16 protein-coding genes and 1 pseudogene are annotated in these 20,969 nt (G+C 72.5%); 12 read left to right on the forward strand and 5 right to left on the reverse strand.

Features of this window, described 5'->3' with window-relative positions; all coding sequences use genetic code 11:
• Nucleotides 1-4 precede the first annotated feature (4 nt).
• Nucleotides 5-445, forward strand: a complete 441-nt coding sequence (locus tag ACFY9V_RS26415) for a nitroreductase/quinone reductase family protein (protein ID WP_391163228.1) — start codon at nt 5-7, stop codon at nt 443-445.
• Between the two features lie 78 nt (nt 446-523).
• On the opposite strand, the gene ACFY9V_RS26420 is transcribed toward ACFY9V_RS26415, so the two are convergent.
• From ACFY9V_RS26420 to ACFY9V_RS26430, 3 genes are all read right to left on the reverse strand, one after another.
• A complete protein-coding gene (locus tag ACFY9V_RS26420; protein ID WP_391163230.1) occupies nt 524-1,975 on the reverse strand; it encodes an MFS transporter in 1,452 nt (483 codons plus the stop codon).
• Between the two features lie 137 nt (nt 1,976-2,112).
• The gene (locus tag ACFY9V_RS26425) at nt 2,113-2,478 is read right to left on the reverse strand and encodes a nuclear transport factor 2 family protein (protein ID WP_355346701.1); all 366 of its coding nucleotides are present in this window, start codon (nt 2,476-2,478) and stop codon (nt 2,113-2,115) included.
• Nucleotides 2,479-2,827: 349 nt separating this feature from the next.
• Nucleotides 2,828-4,414 carry a hypothetical protein gene (locus tag ACFY9V_RS26430; protein WP_391163231.1) on the reverse strand — a complete coding sequence of 529 codons (1,587 nt, stop codon included), beginning with the start codon at nt 4,412-4,414 and terminating at the stop codon, nt 2,828-2,830.
• 235 nt (nt 4,415-4,649) lie between these two features.
• Here ACFY9V_RS26430 and ACFY9V_RS26435 point away from each other — a divergent pair, with 235 nt between their 5' ends.
• The 7 genes and pseudogenes from ACFY9V_RS26435 to ACFY9V_RS26465 all read left to right on the forward strand — a co-directional run bounded on the left by ACFY9V_RS26435 (nt 4,650) and on the right by ACFY9V_RS26465 (nt 13,546).
• Nucleotides 4,650-5,606, forward strand: a complete 957-nt coding sequence (locus tag ACFY9V_RS26435) for a hypothetical protein (RefSeq protein ID WP_355346695.1) — start codon at nt 4,650-4,652, stop codon at nt 5,604-5,606.
• Between the two features lie 117 nt (nt 5,607-5,723).
• Complete coding sequence (locus ACFY9V_RS26440; RefSeq protein WP_355346692.1) at nt 5,724-7,262, forward strand: APC family permease; 1,539 nt, start codon at nt 5,724-5,726, stop codon at nt 7,260-7,262.
• A 130-nt stretch (nt 7,263-7,392) separates the two neighbouring features.
• Nucleotides 7,393-8,426: pseudogene (locus ACFY9V_RS26445) on the forward strand (tyramine oxidase); the annotation flags it as partial.
• 36 nt (nt 8,427-8,462) lie between these two features.
• The gene (locus ACFY9V_RS26450; protein WP_391163232.1) at nt 8,463-8,753 is read left to right on the forward strand and encodes a hypothetical protein; all 291 of its coding nucleotides are present in this window, start codon (nt 8,463-8,465) and stop codon (nt 8,751-8,753) included.
• 135 nt (nt 8,754-8,888) lie between these two features.
• Nucleotides 8,889-10,031: a CaiB/BaiF CoA-transferase family protein gene (locus ACFY9V_RS26455; RefSeq protein ID WP_355346686.1), complete on the forward strand. Its 1,143-nt coding sequence runs from the start codon at nt 8,889-8,891 to the stop codon at nt 10,029-10,031.
• A gap of 75 nt (nt 10,032-10,106) precedes the next feature.
• On the forward strand, nt 10,107-11,321 hold the full coding sequence (locus ACFY9V_RS26460; protein WP_355346683.1) for an acetyl-CoA C-acetyltransferase: 1,215 nt from the start codon (nt 10,107-10,109) through the stop codon (nt 11,319-11,321).
• 50 nt (nt 11,322-11,371) lie between these two features.
• The gene (locus ACFY9V_RS26465) at nt 11,372-13,546 is read left to right on the forward strand and encodes a 3-hydroxyacyl-CoA dehydrogenase NAD-binding domain-containing protein (protein ID WP_391163234.1); all 2,175 of its coding nucleotides are present in this window, start codon (nt 11,372-11,374) and stop codon (nt 13,544-13,546) included.
• A gap of 18 nt (nt 13,547-13,564) precedes the next feature.
• Here the strand turns inward: ACFY9V_RS26465 and ACFY9V_RS26470 are convergent, their stop codons facing one another.
• On the reverse strand, nt 13,565-14,296 hold the full coding sequence (locus ACFY9V_RS26470) for a MerR family transcriptional regulator (RefSeq protein WP_391163236.1): 732 nt from the start codon (nt 14,294-14,296) through the stop codon (nt 13,565-13,567).
• A 96-nt stretch (nt 14,297-14,392) separates the two neighbouring features.
• Between ACFY9V_RS26470 and ACFY9V_RS26475 the strand changes: the two genes are divergently transcribed.
• Together ACFY9V_RS26475 and ACFY9V_RS26480 are read left to right on the forward strand one after the other, a co-directional pair.
• Nucleotides 14,393-15,904: a M1 family aminopeptidase gene (locus ACFY9V_RS26475; protein ID WP_391163237.1), complete on the forward strand. Its 1,512-nt coding sequence runs from the start codon at nt 14,393-14,395 to the stop codon at nt 15,902-15,904.
• 40 nt (nt 15,905-15,944) lie between these two features.
• Entirely contained in the window at nt 15,945-16,424 is a 480-nt protein-coding gene (locus ACFY9V_RS26480; RefSeq protein ID WP_391045717.1) for a macro domain-containing protein, read from the forward strand.
• Nucleotides 16,425-16,462: 38 nt separating this feature from the next.
• Here the strand turns inward: ACFY9V_RS26480 and ACFY9V_RS26485 are convergent, their stop codons facing one another.
• Entirely contained in the window at nt 16,463-17,575 is a 1,113-nt protein-coding gene (locus ACFY9V_RS26485) for a fatty acid desaturase (RefSeq protein ID WP_391163238.1), read from the reverse strand.
• A gap of 183 nt (nt 17,576-17,758) precedes the next feature.
• Here ACFY9V_RS26485 and ACFY9V_RS26490 point away from each other — a divergent pair, with 183 nt between their 5' ends.
• On the forward strand, nt 17,759-18,280 hold the full coding sequence (locus ACFY9V_RS26490) for a GNAT family N-acetyltransferase (protein ID WP_391163240.1): 522 nt from the start codon (nt 17,759-17,761) through the stop codon (nt 18,278-18,280).
• Nucleotides 18,281-18,444: 164 nt separating this feature from the next.
• Nucleotides 18,445-20,880 carry a Tex-like N-terminal domain-containing protein gene (locus ACFY9V_RS26495; RefSeq protein WP_391163274.1) on the forward strand — a complete coding sequence of 812 codons (2,436 nt, stop codon included), beginning with the start codon at nt 18,445-18,447 and terminating at the stop codon, nt 20,878-20,880.
• The last annotated feature ends 89 nt before the right edge of the window (nt 20,881-20,969 follow it).

The following is a 20,969-nucleotide window of genomic DNA, read 5'->3' on the forward strand; positions in this document are numbered from 1 at the left end:
ACGCATGACGTCTTACGACCCCGCCGCGGTGAAGGTCAGCCCCGAGAAGTGGGTGGCCGACCAGGCCCGCCGCTACGAGGAGTCCAACGGCGCCGAGGGCACCGACCTCAACGGCTCGCCCTGCCTGCTCCTCGACTACCAGGGCCGTCGCAGCGGCGCGTGGCTGCGTACCGTACTGATCTACGGCCGGGACGGCGACGACTACCTGATCGTCGCCTCCAAGGGCGGCGCCCCCGAGCACCCCCTGTGGTACCTGAGCGTCCGCGACAACCCCGAGGTCCACCTGCGGGTGCTCGGCGAGCGCTTCGCCGCCCGCGCCGAGACGCTGTCGCCGCAGGACAAGGCCCGGGTGTGGCCGCACCTGCTCGATGTGTACGCGCCGTACGCCGACTACCAGGAGAAGACCGACCGGGACATTCCCGTGGTGCGGCTCCGCCGGATCTGACGACATGTCGATCTGACGACGGGTAAGGGGCGACCACCCAGGTGGTCGCCCCTTACCCGTGCCGCCCGAGGGCTCGGCTCACCGAGCCGCCTCGCGCCGCCGGACGGCGAAGCTCAGGACCGCCAGCGCCAGTTCGAGGCCGAGCAGGAACACCAGCCCCATCCGGAAGGCGTGCGGGTAACCGCCGGGCGCGCCGTCGCCGACCGCGCCGTAGAAGATGATGCCGATCAGGGCGATGCCGAGCGCGCCGCCGATCTGCTGCGTGGTGGCCACCACGCCGGAGGCCGAGCCGACGAGCCGGGGCGGGACGGTGGCCAGCGCGTCGTGGGTGAGCGGGGCGATCACCATGCCCATCCCGACGCCGTCCATGACGAGCCCCGGCACCAGCTCCCACAGGCTGCCGGTGGTCCCGGAGCGGTGCGCCGCCTCCCACAGCAGACCGAGCCCCGCGGCCATCGCCAGCGCTCCGGCCGGGACCGTACGGCCGCCGAGCCTGGCCGCGATGCGGTGCGCGTTCGTCGAGGTCAGCAGGTAGCCGCCGCCGATCGCCAGGAAGACCGTGCCCGAGTGCAGGGCGTTCAGGCCGCGGCCCGCCTGGAGGTACAGGGCGAGGATCAGGAAGAACGAGCCCTGCCCGCTCCAGAAGACGAACTGCGCGAGGGAGCCGGGACCGAAACCGCGCTGCCGGAACAGGTCCGTGTTCAACACCGGGTCGCCGCCGCGGCGGCCGAGCCGGTCCTGGTGGCGGACGAAGACGGTGACGAGCACGGCGGACGCGGCCAGGCATAGCCAGGTCCACAGCGGCCAGCCCGCCGCACGCCCCTGGATCAGCGGCAGCACGAGCGCGACGACAGCGGCGGTGGACAGCGCCACGCCGGTGAGGTCCAGCCGGGGCCGTTGCGGCGCCCTCGACTCGGCCAGGGCGCGCGGCACCAGCGCCAGGGCGAGCAGCCCGACCGGGAGGTTGATCAGGAAGCAGGCCCGCCAGCCGAGGCCGAGCACGTCGGCCTTGATCAGCAGACCGCCGATGAGCTGCCCGAAGACCGCGCCGACGCCCATCGTCAGCCCGTACATGCTGAAGGCGCGGGCCTGCGCCTTGCCGGTGTAGGCGGTCTGGAGGATCGACAGCACCTGCGGGCTCATCAGCGCGGCCGACAGGCCCTGGAGGACCCGCGCCGCCACCAGCGTCCCTGCGGTGGGGGCGAATCCGCACGCCGCCGAGGTGGCGGTGAACAGCGCGAGCCCGACGGTGAACATCCGTCTGCGGCCGAAGACGTCACCGAGCCGCCCCGCCGTGATCAGCCCGGTGGCCACGGCCAGGCCGAAGCCCGCCACCACCCACTGGATCGACGCGGTGCCCGCGTGCAGGTTGCTCTGGACGGAGGGGATCGCCACATTCACGATGAAGATGTCGAGCGCGATCATGAAGGTCGCGGCCAGCAGGAGCAGCAGGCCGAGGTCTGGCCGCTTGCTGACCGGCGAGCCGTCGCGGCTCGCGGGCGGGGACGCGGCGGTGGTGGCCGAGGCCATGACGGAACTCCTGTCGCAGGGGGACGGATGTCCGGGGCGATGACGGGGTACGGGTGCGGCTCGGTGGTGACGGGGTACGGGGTACGGGGTACGGGCGGGGCCCTGCGCGGGCCCCGCCCGTACCCGTGGAGCGGCGCTCAGGCGCCGGCCGGGACCTTGTCGAGGAAGCCCTGGACGCTGTGCACCAGGCCGTCCTCGCCGATCGCGGCCACGTCGAAGCCGACCACCAGCGACTCGCCGCCCGCCGGGCCCAGCTCCCACGTGAAGCGGGCGATGTGGTGGTGCGCGTCGACCGGGCCCAGGGTGAACACGAAGCCGGGGAACTGCGCCTGCACGGCGCCGACCACCGCGTCGAAGGCGTCCCGCCCGGTGACGTCGGCCAGCGGGTCGGTGTAGCGGCCGTCGGCGGCGAAGACCTCGTCGATCAGGCGGCGCCGGGCGGCCGGGTCGGTCTCGTTCCAGGCGGCGATGTAGCGCTGGACCAGGTACAGGGTGTCGCTCATGGCTGGTGTCTCCCTACGTTGTCCGGCGCCGAGTGGCGCCGTGTTCTCGCAGGTCAAGACGGTACGGACGGGACCGCGTCCGCGAATCAGTCATCGTTGGGTACTTGTGCGGCCGGTTGTACGTCACGACCGGTCGCCATGACGTACACCCCCGCGGGCCGGGGTCCGAACCGGCGTCTCGCACCGCCTCCCGTAGGCTTCTCGGCCAATCCGTGGTGGCGTTGCGCACCGGCCGTGAGCGCCGGGAGTGCCGGGAGCACCGGCCCGCGGCACCGTCCCCCGGAGCAGCCCGCACGTTCGGCCCCGGTGCGCGGTCCGCGAAGGCGGGACCGCGCACCGGGGGAAGAGGTCACCTCGTGGCGTCGAGCCGGACCTTCAGCGCGTCCAGCGTGTCCGCGATGCGCGGGGAGCCGCAGTGCCGGGACAGCCGGGCCGCCTCGCGGCCCAGCGTGCGCGCGCCCTCCAGGTCACCGGTTAGGGCGCGGGCGGTGGCGGCGCGCGCCGAGTACAGGCAGCGGTCGCGTACGTACGAGGCGTCCTGCATCGCCAGCGCCTGCTCCAACAGGGGCCTGGCCTCGTGCGCGTGGCCCAGGTCGAGCAGCGACTGACCGGTCTGCGCGGCCAGTTCGGCCGCGTCGAACCAGTAGAGCCACGACGGACCCGACTCCCGCTCCGCCAGGTCCAGTTGGCGCTCCGCCTCGGAGACCGCGCGCCGTGAGGCACCGTCGGCGCCGACCGCGGCGTGCGCCCGGCTCAGCCTGCTGGCGGCCAGCGCCCGGACGGCCGGGGGAGTGCCGCCCGCCGCCCGTACCCCCGCCTCCGCCGCGGCCACCGCGTCCCGCGGCTGACCCGCGATCACCGCGTGCAGCGCGAGGCCGCCCCACAGCGCGACGGCCAGCGGGCGGTCACCCGCGCTGTGGGCGAGCCGCAGACCGGTCAGATAGTGCCGCTGCGCCGCCCCGAGCCGGCCGGTGTCGGTGGCCGCCCAGCCGCCGAGCTGCGCCAGGTCGGCGGCGACCCGCAACAGCCGTGTCCCGTGAGCCCGTTCGTGCTGCCCCCGGTGCAACAGGCCGCGCACCATGCGCAGATCGGCCTCGACCCGGTGCCGTACGGCCGCGCCGCCGAGCCGGTCGTCGAGCTTGCGCAGCCCCAGCACCCCGGCTTCGAGCCAGTCGATCACCGGGCCGTCCACGACGGCCGCGGCCACCGCTTTGTCGACGGCGTCGTCGCGGAACGCGGTCGCGGCGCTCGCCTGTCGCGGCACACGTCCCGAGCGGGTGCCGGGCACCGGTTCGTCCCACCGCTCGGCCATGGCGGCCGACGCCGACCCGCGTCCCGCCGCGGGCGAGGGCGACCCGCGTCCCGCCGCGGCCGAGGGCGAACCCGCCTTCTTGTCCACGGCACGTGAACCCATGGAACCCATCGCGCCCGCCGCGCCGCCCGAGCCCGCGGAACCGGTGGCGCCCGTCGTGCCCTCCGCGCCCGCCGCGTCCCAGTCCGCGATGGCGTCGAGCAGCGCCTGCTCGTCCGCGATGGGGAAGCCGCGCGGGTCGCTCGCGCCGTTGTCGAGCAGCGCGGTGAGCGCGGTGAAACTGCCCTCGACCGTCCACGGCAGCCCGTCCGGCATGCCGCCGTGCGCCGGGAGCCAGCGCGGCCAGGGCCTCAACTCCAGTTCCCTGGAGGGGATTCCGAGCGCGCGGGCCAGCGCGCGCTGGCTGTCGGCCTCCGGCACGACCCCCCAGTGCTCCCAGCGCCAGACCTTCTCGCGGCGGGCCGCCATCGGCACCCCGAGGATCCGCGCGTTGTCGGCTATGACCCGTGCCAGGTCCTGGTAGCTCCACCCGTGTCTTCGCCGTACATAGGCGAGCGGGTGGGTGGAGGCTGCCGCACTCTGTCGTTCCCCCGCGTCCGCACCGCTCACGCTCCCGCCGTCCATGTCACCTGGTCCCCACCGCGCGATGCCGACACACCTTGATCGGCCTCTCGAATATCAGGTGTCCGGCCGATCGCGCAGCCGAACCAGCGCATCCATCCCGATCCGTGTCCCAAACCCCCGTCACCATACGGGACTACAGCGAGACAACAGGTCCGGGCTTGATGCCACCCCGTGCCGACCGGTTGGCTGTGCGTGATCACATGACGTTACGCACGCCGTGGAGGGCTGCCCGCGGATGACCCCACCGCCGCCACCCTTCCGCTTCTCGCGTGGCAAGGACGACGTGGCTTTCGACCCCGCTCTCGGTGACGAGGAGCTGGTCGCGGCTCGTGCTGCCCTGGCCCACGGCCGCTGGGCGGAGACCCGTGACCTGCTGAGCCGTACCGGGGACAACTGGGACCGCCGAGGACATCGGCTGGTCGTCCTCGGCGAGGGCAAGAGCGCCGCCGCCTGGGCGGGCGAGTGGCAACTCGCCGAGCCCGAGAGCACGGACGCCGCCGCGCTGGCCGCGTTCGCGGCCGTCTTCCGCGCGGTCGCGGGCAAGCAGAGCGCCGAGTCGGCGCGCGAACTCTGCCTGCGCGCGGCCCGGATGACCCCGCGCGATCCGTCGCCGTGGCTCGCCCTGCTGGTGCTCGCCCGCCGCACCGGCACCGACGACGAGCAGGTGCGCGCCTTCGACCAGGCGCGCGGCCGGCACCGCGGCCACCACCACGCCCACCACCTGATGACGCAGTGTCTGGCGGAGCGTCAGAAGACCGACGGCGAGGACCCGTTCCACGAGGTGTACGAATTCGCCGAGTGGGCCGCGGACGAGGCGGGACGCGGATCGCCGCTGGCCGTACTGCCGTTGGTCGCGCTGGTGGAGCGCTACCGGGTGCTCGCGTCGGCCGACGTCCTGCCCGACGTCCCCAACGGCCTTCCGTACTGGGTCAGTCCGCGCGCCCGGCAGAGCGTGCGCATGGCCTTCGACTGGTGGCTCGAATGGCAGGGCTACGACCACTCGCGGTTGCTGCTCGACCTGAACTACCTTGCGTACGGCAAATTCCACGCGGGCGACACGGTGGAAGCCGCCGCCCTGTTCAACCGGATCGGGTCGGAGGCGACACGCACCCCGTGGTCGTATCCCGACCGCGACCCGAAGAAGGCGTTCCGCGCGGCGCGCAACTACGCGCTCGGCTTCGGTTCCGCCTAGGCCCCCACGGTCGTACTCACCCAGCAGGACACGCAGTTGGAACCACGCACGAAGAACCATGTTCGAAGACCGATCCAGTAAGACCCGAACCACGGACCACCGGAAGGACACCGCAGCATGCTGACGGGCAGTACAAGCGAGATCAGCACGTTCAAGGGCGAGCAACGCGCACTGCGCGCGGACCGGATCGGCGCACCGGCCCTCCTGCTCTCGGTCCTCGCCGCGACCGCGCCCCTGATGGTGGTGGCCGGTGTGGTGCCGACCACCTTCGCCACCATGGGTGTCGTCGGGGTGCCGCTGCTGTTCGTCATCGTCGGCCTCGTGCTGATCCTCTTCAGCTTCGGCTACGCCGAGATGAGCCGCCATGTGCACAACGCGGGCGCGCTGTACGCGTACATATCCAGGGGCCTGGGCGGCACCATGGGCGCCTGCGCCTCGTACGTCGCCCTGTTCGCGTACAGCATCATGCAGGTCGGTCTCTACGGGATCTTCGGCTACGAGATCTCCAGCCAGATCGCCCAGCACTGGAACCACAACGTGGCCTGGTGGATCCCGGCGCTCGGCGGAGTCGCGATCACCGCGATCTTCGGTGCGCTGAAGATCGACCTGAACGCGAAGACGCTCGGTGTGCTGCTGCTGGTCGAGACGCTGCTGACCGTCGTCTTCGACATCAGCTTCCTGTCCGACCCCGGCCCGCAGGGCGTCTCGGTGCACGCCTTCGACCCCAGCACGCTCAGCGGCGCGGGTCTGGGCACCGCCCTGTGCTTCACCATCGCCGGCTTCGTCGGCTTCGAACAGGCCCCGGTCTACGCCGAGGAGACCAGCGACGCCCAACGCGTCGTGTCCAAGGTGATGTTCACCGCGATCGGCTTCGCCACTCTCTTCTTCGCCTTCAGCGCCTGGGCGATCACCGTCGGCACCGGCCCCGACCACGTCGTGGGCGCCGCACAGGAGCAGGGTCCGAACCTGATCTTCTCGCTGAACCAGGCCCGGCTGGGCACCGCGTTCACCGACACCCTGAACATCTTCTTCATCACCGGCATCTTCGCCTCGATGCTGAGCTTCCACAACGTCGTCGCCCGCTACGCGTTCGCGATGGGCCGCGACGGTCTGCTGCCCTCGGCGGTCGGCCGTACCTCGAAGTCCAGCGGCGCCCCCGCCGTCGGCTCCTTCCTCCAGTCGATCGTCGCGCTGGCCGTCGTCGTGGCCTTCGCCGCCACCGACAACGGGAAGTTCGACCCGAAGTTCGGCCCGGACCCGACGGCCCCCGTGCTGCGCATGTTCACCTGGGCGGGCAACGTCGGCGCGCTCGGCATCGTGCTGCTGATGGCCACCGCGGCCATCGCCGTCATCGCCTTCTTCGTCAAGCGCGGCGCCGCCGGTGTGCAGGCATGGCGGCTGGTCACCTCGGCCGTCGCCGCTCTCGGGCTGCTGACCATCGCCGTCTACTCGGTGAAGGACTTCTCGGTGCTGCTGGGCGCCAACCCCGGCCACGGGCTGCGCTGGCTGCTGCCCGGCATCATCGCTCTGGCCGCCGCCATCGGACTCGTCTACGGTCTGATACTGCGCGCCAAGCGGCCCGAGGTGCACGCCAGGATCGGCCAGGGCAACGAGGCGTTCCAACTGGAGAAGGCCGCCGCGCAAGCGTCCTCCTGACCATCTCGCCAGGTCTCACCGCGACGGCCCGCCACACCCCACAGGGTGCGGCGGGTCGCCCGTTTTTCCCGGACCCATGTCCCGAACTCCCCGTCCCCGCAGCGTTCCTGTTCCGCCGTCAGGAGGCCCCATGTCCGCGTCGGCCGCCACCACCACTCCGCATCCGCTCGACCCGCTGACCGCCGACGAGATCGACACGGCCCGCGCCGTACTGGAGGCGGAGGGCCTGGTGTCCGACGCCACCCGCTTCCCGCTCGTCCTGCCCGACGAGCCCGACCGGCACGCCGCGCTCGCCCACCGCGACGGCGACGCCTTCACCCGCCGGGTACGTGTCACGCTGCTCGACTCCGCCACCGGCCGTGCCGCCGAGGCCCTGGTCGACGTCACCTCGCGCCTGCTGCTCGCCCACCGCGACCTGGACCCGGCCGCCGACGGCCAACCACCGCTGCTGTTCGAGGAGTACGAGACCTGCGACGAGATCGTCAAGGCCGACCCCGCCTGGCGCGCGGCGATGGCCGAGCGCGGCGTCACCGACACCTCGCTGGTGATCGCGGCGCCGCTGGCCGCGGGCAACTTCGGCATCGCCTCCGAGACCGGCCGCCGCATGCTGCGCTCGCTGACCTTCCTGCGCTGCGACGAGAGCGACAACCCGTTCGCCCACCCGGTCGGCGGCCTGGTCGCGGAGGTCGACCTGATCGAGCGGCGCGTCGTACGCCTCATCGACACCGGCGCCGTCCCCACGCCCACCCAATGCGGGCGCTACGAGGCCGAGTTCAACGGACCGGCCCGCACCGACCTGCGCCCGCTGGAGATCGGCCAGCCGGAGGGGCCGTCCTTCACGCTCGAAGGCCCGGTGCTGAGCTGGCAGAACTGGCGGCTGCGGCTGGACTTCAACGCCCGCGAGGGCCTGGTGCTGCACCGGATCACCCACCGCGACGGCGACCGCGACCGGCTCGTCCTGCACCGCGCCTCGATCGCCGAGATGGCCGTGCCGTACGCGGAGCCCGACGCGGCCCGCAACTGGGTCTGCTACCTGGACGCGGGCGAGTACCTGCTCGGCCGCAACGCCAACGCGCTGCGCCTGGGCTGCGACTGCCTCGGCGAGATCGCGTACGTGGACGCCGTGCTGGCCGACGACCTCGGCCGCCCCGAGACGCTGAGCAACGCGATCTGCGTCCACGAGGAGGACGCGGGGCTGCTGTGGAAGCACACCAACATCTTCGACAACTTCGCGGTGACTACCCCAACCAGCACCGGGGCGGGGCCGGTGTCGGGCAGTGGTCGCGGCCGGGCGAGGCGCTGGAGGACACCGACCTCACGCTGTGGCACTCCTTCGGGCCGACGCATCTGCCGCGCCTGGAGGACTGGCCGGTGATGCCGGTGGACACCTGCGGTTTCACGCTGAGACCGACCGGCTTCTTCGACCGCAACCCCACGCTCGACCTGCCCCGGGAGAGCGGACGCGGCTCCGGCGGCCACTGCCACCTGTGACGCCGCACGCGACGGCGACCGCCGACGGCGGGACCGGAGGCGGGACCGGAGGCGGGACCGAAGGCGAGTGAACCGGCTGAGCGAGCGCTCAGTCAGCTCTTGCCAAGACTGGAACACGTTCCTAGCATCATTGATGTGACATCAGAATTGTCAAACCGGGGCGCGGCGCCCGACGGCCCGCTGGCGGGCGTGCGTGTCGTCGAACTGGCCGGGATCGGTCCGGGACCGTTCGCCGCGATGCTCCTCGCCGACCTCGGCGCCGATGTCGTACGGGTGGACCGGCCGGGCGGCGCGGGCCTCGGCGTCGCGCCCGAGCACGACCTCACCAACCGCAACAAGCGCTCGGTGCTGGTCGACCTCAAGGCGGACCGGGGACCCGCGACCGTACTCGACCTGGCCGAGCGCGCCGACATCCTCATCGAGGGCTACCGGCCGGGCGTCGCCGAGCGGCTGGGCGTCGGCCCCGACGCGTGCCTGGCCCGCAATCCGCGGCTCGTCTACGGCCGGATGACCGGCTGGGGCCAGAGCGGCCCGCTCGCCGACACCGCGGGCCACGACATCGCCTACCTCGCCGTGACCGGCGCGCTCGGCATGACGGGACCGGCCGACGGACCGCCGGTCGCGCCTGCCAACCTCCTCGGCGACTACGCGGGCGGCTCCCTCTACCTGGTCACCGGCGTCCTCGCCGCCCTCCACCACGCCCGCGCGCACGGCGAGGGACAAGTCGTGGACGCCGCGATCGTCGACGGCGTCGCGCACCTCACCACGATGATCCACGCCATCCTCGCCACCGGCCGCTGGCAGGACAGGCGCGGCGCCAACCTCCTGGACGGCGGCACCCCCTTCTACGGCGTCTACGAGACCTCCGACGGCCGGTACATGGCGGTCGGCGCCCTGGAACAGCGCTTCTACGACGAATTCGTCCGGCTGCTGGAACTGGCGCCGCGGGACGCGGCCCTGCGCACGGAACCCGGCCGCTGGCACGACCTGCGCGCCGCCCTCGCGGCCCGCTTCCGCACCCGTACCCGCGACGAGTGGACACGCGTCTTCGACGGGACGGACGCGTGCGTGGCGCCCGTACTCTCGTTGGGTGAGGCCCCGCACCACCCGCACCTGGCCGCCCGCGGCACCTTCACCGAGGCGGCCGGGACCGTGCAGCCCGCGCCCGCGCCGCGGCTGTCCGCGACACCGGGCACCCTGCGCCGGCCGCCCGCGCCGCCCGGCGCGCACACCGCGGAGGTCGCCCGCGACTGGGACACCCCCGCACTGCTGGACTGAGACCCGTACGGCAGCACCTCCCGGACACCGCGCCGGACCAGGACACCCCGCCCCACCCTCCAGAAAGGCACGACGTTGAGCACCGAGGCCTACGTCTACGACGCCGTACGCACCCCGCGCGGGCGCGGAAAGGCGAACGGATCCCTGCACGGCACCAAGCCGATCGACCTCGTCGTCGGCCTCATCCACGAACTGCGGCGCCGCTTCCCGACCCTGGACCCGGCCGCCGTCGACGACATCGTGCTCGGCGTCGTCAGCCCGATCGGCGACCAGGGCTCGGACATCGCGCGGATCGCGGCCATCGCCGCGGGCCTGCCCGACACCGTCGCGGGCGTCCAGGAGAACCGCTTCTGCGCCTCCGGGCTCGAAGCGGTCAACCTGGCGGCGGCCAAGGTGCGTTCCGGCTGGGAGGACCTGATCCTCGCGGGCGGCGTCGAGTCCATGTCGCGCGTCGCGATGGGCTCGGATGGCGGCGCCTGGGCCATGGACCCCATGACCTCGTACGAGACCGGCTTCGTGCCGCAGGGCGTCGGCGCCGACCTGATCGCCACCCTCGGCGGCTGGACCAGGCACGACGTGGACTCCTTCGCCGCGCTCTCCCAGGAACGCGCCGCGGAGGCGTGGAAACAGGGCTACTTCGCCCGCTCCGTCGTGCCCGTGCTGGACCGCAACGGCCTCACCGTCCTGGACCACGACGAGTTCATCCGCCCCGGCACCACCCCCGAGACGCTCGCCAAGCTCAAGCCGTCCTTCGCCGACATCGGCGACCTGGGCGGCTTCGACGCCGTCGCGCTCCAGAAGTACCACTGGGTCGAGGCCATCGACCACGTCCACCACGCGGGCAACTCCTCCGGCATCGTGGACGGCGCCGCGCTCGTCGCCATCGGCAACCGCGAGATCGGCGAGCGCTACGGCCTCACCCCCCGCGCCCGGATCGTCTCGGCCGCCGTCTCCGGCTCCGAGCCGACCATCATGCTGACCGGCCCCGCCCCCGCCTCCCGCAAGGCCCTCGCCAAGGCCGGGCTGACCATCGACGACATCGACCTGATCGAGATGAACGAGGCGTTCGCCGCCGTCGTGCTGCGCTTCGCCTCCGACATGGGCGTCAGCATCGACAAGGTCAACGTCAACGGCGGCGCCATCGCGCTCGGCCACCCGCTCGGCGCGACCGGCGCGATGATCCTCGGCACCCTCATCGACGAACTGGAGCGCCGCGACCAGCGGTACGGGCTCGCCACCCTCTGCGTCGGCGGCGGCATGGGCGTCGCCACCGTCGTCGAACGTCTCTGACCCCTGCCCCCTCACGTGCCCCCTCACGGATCCAACGGAGCCCGAAGACCATGAGCGAGTCCACCACCATCCGCTGGGAGCAGGACACCGACGGCATCGTCACCCTGGTCCTGGACGACCCCGCGCAGTCCGCGAACACCATGAACGCGGCCTTCGCCGATTCCCTCGACGCCACCCTCGACCGCCTCGAAGCCGAACTCGACGGCGTGCGCGGCATCATCGTCACCTCCGCGAAGAAGACCTTCTTCGCGGGCGGCGACCTGCGCGACCTGATCCGCGCCACCCCGGAGAACGCGGCCGACGTCCTCGCCGGATCGCTGCGCATCAAGCGCCGCCTGCGCCGCCTGGAAACCCTCGGCAAGCCGGTCGTCGCGGCCATCAACGGAGCGGCGCTCGGCGGCGGTTACGAGATCGCGCTGGCCTGCCACCACCGCATCGCGCTCGACACGCCCGGCACCAAGATCGGCCTGCCCGAGGTGACGCTCGGCCTGCTGCCCGGCGGGGGCGGAGTCGTCCGCACCGTCCGGCTGCTCGGCATCGCCGACGCGCTGCTGAAGGTCCTGCTCCAGGGCCGGCAGTACGCGCCGCAGCGCGCTTTGGAGGCCGGTCTCATCCACGAGGTCGCCACCGACCGGGACGCCATGCTGGCGAGCGCGCGGGCGTACGTCCTGGCCCACCCCGACGCCCGGCAGCCCTGGGACACCCCCGGCTACAAGATCCCCGGCGGCACCCCGAAGAGTCCCGCCTTCGCGGCGAATCTGCCGGCCTTCCCCGCCAATCTGCGCAAGCAGCTCGCGGGCGCGCCCTACCCGGCGCCGCTGGCGATCCTGTCCGCCGCCGTCGAGGGCTCGCAGGTCGACATCGACACCGCCACCCTCATCGAGGCCCGCTACTTCACCGAGCTGGCCTGCGGCCGGACCTCGAAGAACATGATCCAGGCGTTCTTCTTCGACATGCAGGCCGTCAACTCCGGCGCCAGCCGCCCCGAGGGCGTCCCGGCCCGGCCGGTCACCAAGGTCGCCGTCCTCGGCGCGGGCATGATGGGCGCGGGCATCGCGTACTCCTGCGCGCGCGCCGGAATCGACGTCGTCCTCAAGGACGTCACCGCGGAGGCCGCCGAGCGCGGCAAGGCGTACTCCGTGACGCTGCTCGACAAGGCGCTGGCCAAGGGCCGCACCACCCCGCACAAGCGGGACGCGCTGCTCGCCCGGATCACCCCGACCGCCGACCCGGCGGACCTTGTGGGCTGTGACGCCGTCATCGAGGCGGTCTTCGAGGACGCCACGCTCAAGCACAAGGTCTTCCAGGAGATCGAGCACATCGTGGCGCCCGACGCGCTGCTCTGCTCCAACACCTCCACGCTGCCCATCTCGGCGCTCGCCGAAGGCGTGCGGCGGCAGGACGACTTCATCGGCCTGCACTTCTTCTCGCCGGTCGACAAGATGCCGCTGGTGGAGATCATCAAGGGCGAGCGGACCGGTGACGAGGCGCTGGCCCGCGCCTTCGACCTGGTGCGGCAGATCCGCAAGACGCCGATCGTCGTCAACGACTCGCGCGGCTTCTTCACCTCCCGCGTCATCGGCCACTTCATCAACGAGGGCGTCGCCATGGTCGGCGAGGGCGTCGCGGCGGCCTCCGTCGAACAGGCCGCGGCCCAGGCGGGTTACCCCGCCAAGGTGCTGTCGCTCCTCGACGAGCTGACGCTCACCCTGCCGCGCAAGATCCGCCGCGAGACGCGTACCGCGATCGAGGCGGAGGGCGGCCAGTGGCAGGAGCACCCGGCCGAGCGGGTCATCGACCGCATGGTGGACGAGTTCGAGCGGACCGGGCGCAGCGGCGGCGCGGGCTTCTACGACTACGCGGACGGCCGCCGTACCCGGCTGTGGCCCGGTCTTGCGGAGCATTTCGGTAAACCCGGCATCGAGATCCCGATGCGCGACATGCAGGAGCGGATGCTCTTCGCGGAGTCGCTGGACACGGTCCGGCTGCTCGAAGAGGGCGTCCTCACCTCGGTCGCCGACGCCAACATCGGCTCCATCCTCGGCATCGGCTTCCCCGCCTGGACCGGCGGCGTCCTTCAGTACATCAACGGCTACGAGGGCGGCGTCGCGGGCTTCACCGCCCGCGCCCGCGAACTGGCCGACACCTATGGCGAGCGTTTCGCACCGCCCGCGCTGCTGGTGGCGAAGGCCGAGAGCGGGGAGACGTTCACGGACGGGCGCTGAGGTGCAGGCGCTCAGGCACTACGGGGAACGCTGCGGGTTCTGCTCGGAGTCCGGCTTCGGCGAGGGCACCGGCCAGGCCCGCAGCTCCTCCTTCAGCGACCGCTGAAAGGCGGTGACCAGCGCCTGTACGACCAGCGGCTGCATCTGGGCCGACAGCGACCGCATCCGCTCCGGGCGGTCCGGCTCCCCCACCTCGTCCAGGAAGATCCGGCCCAGCTCGTGGGCGGCGGCCCGCGCGTGCTCCAGCATCACCTCGCGCGCGGCCAGGACCGTCTCCACGGGGAAGGGCACGTCCAGCAGCCGCACCCCCAGGTGCAGGATGCCCGGATCCACCCGGAAGGCGTCGGGGTCGTCGGTGCGCTCCAGCACGTTCATGGCCGCGAGCCGGTCCAGGTCCGCGTCGTCCAGCGGGCGCCCCGCGCGGCGTTCGAGCCGCTCCCGGTCGATCTCCTGGCTGCCCTCCGGCAGCCAGGACGCCACCAGGGCGCGGTGGATCGCCAGGTCGTGGGCGCTGATGTCGGCGGGGAGCTGCTGGAGATAGCGCTCGATCGCCGCCAGGGTGAGGCCCTGGTGCCGCAACTCCTCGATCAGCGCCAGCCGGGACAGGTGCGCGGAGCCGTATCGGCCCACCCGGCGCGGACCGATGTCGGGCGGCGGGAGCAGGCCGCGGGCGCTGTAGAAGCGGACGGTGCGCACCGTCACCCCGGCGCGGCCGGCCAGCTCGTCGATGGTGAGAGCGGTCTGGGGCACCTGGACAGTATCGCTGTCGCACCAGCGCTGTGAAAGTCCTCGCACGCCGTACGGCGGACGCCTCCGCCCGGCCCCGAGCCTCGTACGCTGGCCCGCGTGCGCCTGTTCCCGCCGCCGCGCGCGGCCCTGCCGATCCTGCTCGCGTGCTCCTTGGCGTGCTGCCTGTCGTGCTCCGGCGACGGCACGGCGGCCCCCGACCGTACGGCCGCCGACCGTACGGCCCCCGACCGTACGGCCGCCGACCGTACGGCCCCCGACCGTACGGGCCACGCCTCGGGCTCCGCCGACGTCGGGGCGCCCGGCGTCGGCGACCGGCTCTTCCCGCGGGCGGGCAACGGCGGATACGACGTCACGCACTACGGCCTCGACCTCGCGTACGACCCCGGCTCAGGAAAGCTGCGCGGCACGGCGGTCGTCACCGCCACCGCCACCCAGCCGCTCGCGCGCTTCGACCTCGACCTGTCGGGGCTCACCGTCACCCGCGTGACCGTCGACGGGCGGAGCGCCGCCGTGGACCGCGCGGACAGCGAGCTGAGGGTCACGCCCGCGACGCCGCTGCGCGACGGCGCGCGCTTCGAGACGACCGTGACGTACGAAGGCGTCCCGCCGACCCTCACCGACCCGGACGGCTCGCACGAGGGCTGGTTCCGTACCGACGACGGCGCGCTCGCCCTGGGCGAACCGGTCGGCGCCATGGCCTGGTTCCCTTCGAACAACCACCCCTCGGACAAGGCCGCCTACGACATCACCGTCACCGTCCCCCACGGTCTCACCGCCGTGTCCAACGGCGAATTGGTCGACAGCGCCGACCGCGGCGGCGAGACCGCGTTCCACTGGCGCGCCAAGGAGCCGATGGCGACGTATCTGGCCACCGTCGCCATCGGGCACTTCGACATCACGCGGTCCCGTACCGGTGGCGGGGTGCCGGTCTACGTGGCGGTCGACCCGCGCTCCGACGACCCGACGACGGCGGCGGCGCTGCGCCGTATCCCGGAGATCGTGGACTGGGAGAGCGGGCTGTTCGGGCCCTATCCCTTCTCGTCCGTCGGCGCGATCGTCGACCACCTGCCGAGCGGGCGGGTCGGGTACGCGCTGGAGGCCCAGACGAAGCCGGTCTTCCCCGGCGACGGCGAGCCGGGCGACCCCGCCGTGCCGCTGGACACCCTCGTCCACGAACTGTCCCACCAGTGGTTCGGCGACTCCGTCACGCCCGCCGCCTGGCAGGACATGTGGCTCAACGAGGGCTTCGCGACCTACGCCGAGTGGCTGTGGCAGGAGCACGAAGGCGGGCGCACCGTCGAGCGGAGCGCCGCAGCGGCCCTGGCCGACCCCGCCAACAGCGCCTTCCCGCCCGCCGCGCCGCCCGGCCCCGACCGCATCTCCGACGCCCCCGTGTACGGCGGCGGCGCCCTCGTCCTCTACCAACTCCGCGAAGCCCTCGGCCCGACCGCCTTCGCCACCCTCCTCCGCACCTGGCCCGCCGCCCGCCGCCACGGCAACGCCACCACCGCCGACTTCACCGCCTTCTGCCAACGCCTCACCCCCCACGACCTCACCCCGCTGTTCACCGCCTGGCTCCACACCACCCACCACCCGTCGTCGCTTTAAGCGCGGGCGCGTTGTCAGTGGTCGCGCTTACCGTGGCGGCATGGGGGAGATCACGTATGTGCGGGGAGACGCCACCGCACCACAGGGCAAGGGCGTCAAAGTCATCGCGCATGTCTGCAACGACCTGGGCGGCTGGGGCAAGGGCTTCGTCGTCGCCGTGTCGCGCCGCTGGCCGGAGCCCGAGGCCGCCTACCGGCGCTGGCACCGGGAGCGGGCGCGCAACGACTTCGGCCTCGGCGCACTCCAGTTGGTGCGGGTCGGCAGCTATGTGTGGGTGGCCAACCTGATCGGCCAGCGCGGCATGCGCACCGGCAGCAAGGGTGTGCCGGTGCGGTACGAGGCGATCGACGCCGCCCTCGCGGCGCTCGGCGACCGGGCGTTGGAGCTGGGCGCCTCCGTGCACATGCCGAGGATCGGCTGCGGTCTGGCAGGCGGGCGGTGGGCGCGGGTCGAGCCGCTGGTGACCGCGCGGCTCGTGGAACGCGGGGTGGCCGTCACGGTCTACGACCGTGACGGCTGAGCCGCCGGGGGTGCGGAAGGGGGGCGGCGGTGGGGAGTTCAGACGGCGGGGGAGCGCAGGGGGGCGCCCACGGAGTGCATGTGGGACAGGGCCTGGACGTAGGAGTCGATCAGGCCGGTCTCGGTGTAGGGGATGGACAGACGGCGGCAGTGGGCGCGCACCAGCGGCTGGGCGAGGCGCAGGTGCGGGCGGGGGAGGCTGGGGAAGAGGTGGTGTTCGACCTGGTAGTTGAGCCCGCCGAGGAACCAGTCGGTGACCGGATTGCCGCGCACATTGCGGGAGGTGAGCACCTGACGGCGCAGATGACCCCAGCGCGAGCCCTCCTCGGGCATCTCCATGCCCTTGTGGTTGGGCGCGAAGGCACAGCCCAGGTGCAGCCCGAACAGCGCGTGGTGCACGAGGGCGAACACGACCGCCTGCCACACCGGCATCGCGAACAGCAGCAGCGCCGCGTAACCCGCCAGGTGGGCCACCAGCAGCGAGCCCTCGACCAGCCGTTGCCGCGGCTCCTGCCGCTTCAGCTCCTGGAGACTCGCCACCTTCAGGGCCAGCCCCTCCAGCAGCAGCATCGGGAAGAACAGCCGCGCCTGATGACGGGTCAGGAAGCGCGCGAAGCCCTCCCGCTCGACCGCCTGCGCCTGCGTCCACACCAGCGCGCCGACCTCGACGTCCGGATCCTTGCCCACATGGTTCGGATTGGCGTGGTGCCGATTGTGCTTGTCGGTCCACCAGCCGGCGCCCATGCCCAGCAGCAGATTGCCGTGGACGAGCCCGATCAGCCGGTTCGTACGACGGCTCTCGGCGATCTGGTGGTGCCCGGCGTCGTGCCCGATGAACGCGGTACGCGCCCCCAGCACCGCCGCGGGCAGAGCGAGCGCCACCACCCACCACGAACCCGTCCCGCCGACCAGCACCACCGCCGACCACACCGCGGCGACGGCCACGAGATTCAGCGCGATCGACTTCGCGTAGTGGTCCACGCGCCGCCGCAGCAGCCCGGCCGCCTTGACCTCGCGCAGCAGCGGAGCGAAATCACTGCCTGATCCCGATCCTGGTCCCGCCCCCGTACCGGCGGAGTCCGCGTCCGGGCCCGCCGTCCCGTCGGACCGCCGTCCCGGCGCGTCGATGATCGTGCTGGTCGCTGTAGCCATGGGCGCTCCTCGGGGTCCGGCGATGGCCGGTTCGACGTCCGGTGTCTGGCCTGACCGGCCACACCTCGACGCTATGGACTGCCACTGATCCCCGACCATGGCGCCATCACCCGGTTCCCCGGGGTGGCAGACCCCGGAAAAACCTGGGGATAACCCCACCTACGCGCTGCCAGGATGTCCGGCGTGACGACGAACAACACGCACGCGACCGACTGGGCGGTCGCGCCTGTACCCATCACCGGCCCCGAGGCGGCGACGCTGTTGCGCCGCTACTACACCGAGCTGGTCAGCCGCTTTTACGGCCGTCCGACGGACGACGCCGAGGTCTCCGCCGTGCTCGCGGAGGAGCCCAGCGACGATCTCGTGCCACCCACCGGAGAATTCCTCGCCGTCCGGCTCGCCGGCGCTCCTGCCCGCGGCGTACCGGTCGGCTGTGTGGGCCTGCGCGTCCTCGACGCGCACACCATGGAGCTGACCCGGATGTATGTCGGCCCCGAAGCCCGCGGCCAGGGCGTCGCGGGCTTGCTCATCGGCGCCGCGGAAGCCCTCGCCCGCGACACCTTCCACGCGGACACGATCCGCCTGGACACGCGCGAGGACCTGGTGGAGGCCCGTGCGCTGTACGCCAAGCACGGCTACAGGGAGATCGCCCGCTACAACACGAGCCCATACGCGGACCACTGGTTCGAAAAGCGGCTGCGGTGAGCTGATTCGGCGGGGACAGGGCCTGGTGCGGGGGCCACTGTCAACAGCCTCACCGCACCCGCACAACGAGCCGGAACCGCGCATCGTTCCCGCCGCCCGCGGCCGGTCGCGGGCGGGTGACGTCTAACATGCAGTGAACAGCCGAGCACACGAGGAGCGAGATCATCAGCGGTAACGGATCGGTCGAGCGCAGGATCGCCGAGGAACTGGGCGTACGCGAAGGGCAGGTGCGCTCCGCCGTCGAACTGCTCGACGGCGGAGCGACCGTGCCGTTCATCGCGCGGTACCGCAAGGAAGCCACCGGCACCCTGGACGACGCGCAACTGCGCGCTCTCGAGGAGCGGTTGCGCTACCTGCGCGAGCTGGACGAACGGCGCGCGGCCGTCCTGGAGTCCATCGAGTCCCAGGGCAAGCTGGACGATGCGCTGAAGGCGCAGATCATGGCCGCCGACTCCAAGGCGCGCCTGGAGGACATCTACCTGCCCTTCAAGCCCAAGCGCCGCACCAAGGCCCAGATCGCCCGTGAGGCGGGTCTGGAACCGCTGGCCGACCTGCTGCTGGCCGATCCGGAGACCGACCCGCAGGCCGAGGCCGCGAAGTACGTCTCCTCCGACAAGGGCGTGGAGGACCCGGCGGCGGCGCTCGAGGGCGCGCGCTCCATCCTCACCGAGCGCTTCTCCGAGGACGCCGACCTGGTCGGCGAGCTGCGCACCCGGATGTGGACGCGCGGCAGGCTCGTCGCGAAGGTGCGCGAGGGCAAGGAGGAGCCGGGCGCCAAATTCTCCGACTACTTCGACTTCGCCGAGCCCTTCACCAAGCTCCCCTCGCACCGCGTGCTGGCCATGCTCCGCGGCGAGAAGGAGGAGATCCTCGACCTCACCCTGGAGCCGGAGGAGCCCACCGAGGGACCGTCCAGCTTCGAGCGGCGGATCGCGCAGAACTTCGACATCGCCGACCGCGGACGCCCCGCCGACAAATGGCTCGGCGACACCGTGCGCTGGGCCTGGCGCACCCGCTTCCTGGTCCGCCTCGGGATCGACCTGCGCGTCCAGCTCCGCCAGGAGGCCGAGGACGAGGCGGTACGGGTCTTCGCCGCGAATCTCCGCGACCTGCTGCTCGCCGCGCCCGCGGGCACCCGCGCCACCATGGGCCTGGACCCCGGCCTGCGCACGGGCGTCAAGGTCGCCGTGGTCGACGACACCGGCAAGGTGGTCGCCACCGACACGATCTACCCGCACGTGCCGCGCAACAAGTGGGACGAGTCGCTGGCCACCCTCGCCCGGCTCGCGAAGGCCCACCGCGTCGACCTGATCGCCATCGGCAACGGCACGGCCTCCCGCGAGACCGACAAGCTCGCCGCCGACCTGATCAAGCTGCACCCCGATCTGAAGCTCACTAAGGCCGTCGTCTCCGAGGCGGGCGCCTCGGTCTACTCCGCCTCGGCCTACGCCTCCGCCGAACTCCCCGAGCTCGACGTGTCCCTGCGCGGCGCCGTCTCCATCGCCCGCCGCCTCCAGGACCCGCTCGCCGAACTGGTGAAGATCGACCCGCGCTCGATCGGCGTCGGCCAGTACCAGCACGACCTGTCGGAGCTGAAGCTCTCCCGCTCCCTGGACGCGGTCGTCGAGGACTGCGTCAACGGCGTCGGCGTGGACGTCAACACCGCGTCCGTACCGCTGCTGCGCCGCGTCTCGGGCATCACCGAGGGCCTGGCGGGCAACATCGTCGCCCACCGCGACGCCAACGGCCCCTTCCGTACCCGCAAGGACCTCAAGGGGGTCGCGCGGCTCGGCCCGAAGGCGTACGAGCAGTGCGCGGGCTTCCTGCGGATCGTGGACGGCGACGACCCGCTGGACGCCTCCAGCGTGCACCCCGAGTCGTATCCGGTGGTGCGGCGGATCAGCGGCACCGCGAAGACCGACATCAAGTCGCTGATCGGCAACGGCCCGGTGCTGCGGGCGCTGCGCCCGCAGGACTTCGTGGACGACTCCTTCGGTCTGCCGACCGTCACCGACATCCTCGCCGAGCTGGAGAAGCCGGGCCGCGACCCGCGTCCGGCCTTCAAGACCGCCACCTTCAAGGACGGCGTCGAGGAGATGAAGGACCTCAGGCCGGGGATGATCCTCGAAGGCGTCGTCACCAATGTCGCCGCCTTCGGCGCCTTCGTGGACGTCGGCGTCCACCAGGACGGCCTAGTCCATGTCTCCGCGCTCTCCGACACCTTCGTGTCCGACCCGCGCGAGGTCGTCAAGCCCGGTGACATCGTCCGCGTGAAGGTGCTGGACGTCGACCTGCCGCGCAAGCGGATCTCGCTGACGTTGCGCCTGGACGACGAGCCGGGCGCCGGGCGCCAGCAGCGCGGCGGCGGGGCCGGTGGCGGCGGTGAGCGCCGCAGCGGACCGCCCCGGCAGGGCGGCGGCCAGGGCCAGAACCGACAGGGCGGCCAGGGCCAGAACCGGCAAGGCGGCGGCCAGGGCAGGCAGGGCCAGGGCGGCGGCCAGGGCCAGGGCGGCGCACGCCGCGGCGGCGGTCAACAGCCCGCGCCCGGCGGCGCGATGGCCGACGCCCTGCGCAGGGCGGGCCTGACCGGCAACAAGTAGCCGACGACGTACGACCGTTGAGGCGGCGGGGCCAGCACCTCCGCACACCCCCCTGCCGCCTCAGCCGTCCCAGGACCTTGCGTACGCCC

Origin of the sequence: Streptomyces sp. NPDC008317 (genome assembly GCF_042955955.1) — a bacterium.
Lineage (GTDB): Bacteria > Actinomycetota > Actinomycetes > Streptomycetales > Streptomycetaceae > Actinacidiphila.